Source organism: Mangrovibacterium lignilyticum, assembly GCF_010882175.1.
In the GTDB taxonomy this organism is placed as follows: Bacteria; Bacteroidota; Bacteroidia; order Bacteroidales; family Prolixibacteraceae; genus Mangrovibacterium; species Mangrovibacterium lignilyticum.
In genome coordinates this window covers 1-614 of record NZ_WKLH01000016.1, presented here as the reverse complement: position 1 = coordinate 614, position 614 = coordinate 1, and the positions used below count along the sequence as shown (strand labels likewise).

Genomic DNA, 614 nt, shown 5'->3' with positions numbered 1-614 from the left:
TCATCACAGGCATCAACTGCCGTTGCATCGCCAAAGACTGGTGTATTCGGACACTCAACCGGTGAAACAACTGTCGGACAGGTAATCACTGGTGCTGTGGTATCAACAACATCGATCGTTTTGCTGCAACTGCTTGAATTACCTACACAGTCGGTGGCTGTCCACGTACGGGTTACACTGTATTCCTGCGGACATGTTCCTGGTGTGGTTACATCTTCATACGTAATCGTCGGAGAGTCATCACAGTCATCAACTGCCGTTGCATCTCCAAAGACTGGAGTATTCGGACACTCAACCGGTGAAACAACTGTCGGACAGGTAATCACTGGTGCTGTGGTATCAACAACATCGATCGTTTTGCTGCAACTGCTTGAATTACCGACACAGTCGGTGGCTGTCCATGTACGGGTCACACTGTATTCCTGCGGACATGCTCCTGGTGTGGTAACATCTTCATACGTAATCGTTGGAGAGTCATCACAGGCATCAACTGCCGTTGCATCGCCAAAGACTGGTGTATTCGGACACTCAACCGGTGATACAACTGCTGGACAAGTAATCACTGGTGCAGTAGTATCAACAACGTCGATAGTTTTGCTGCAACTGCTTGAATT

1 protein-coding gene is annotated in these 614 nt (G+C 48.5%); it reads right to left on the bottom strand.

What is annotated here, in order from left to right; translation table 11 throughout:
- Positions 1 to 614: hypothetical protein (locus GJV22_RS22085; RefSeq protein WP_205462012.1), on the bottom strand; the 614-nt coding region annotated here is incomplete at both ends.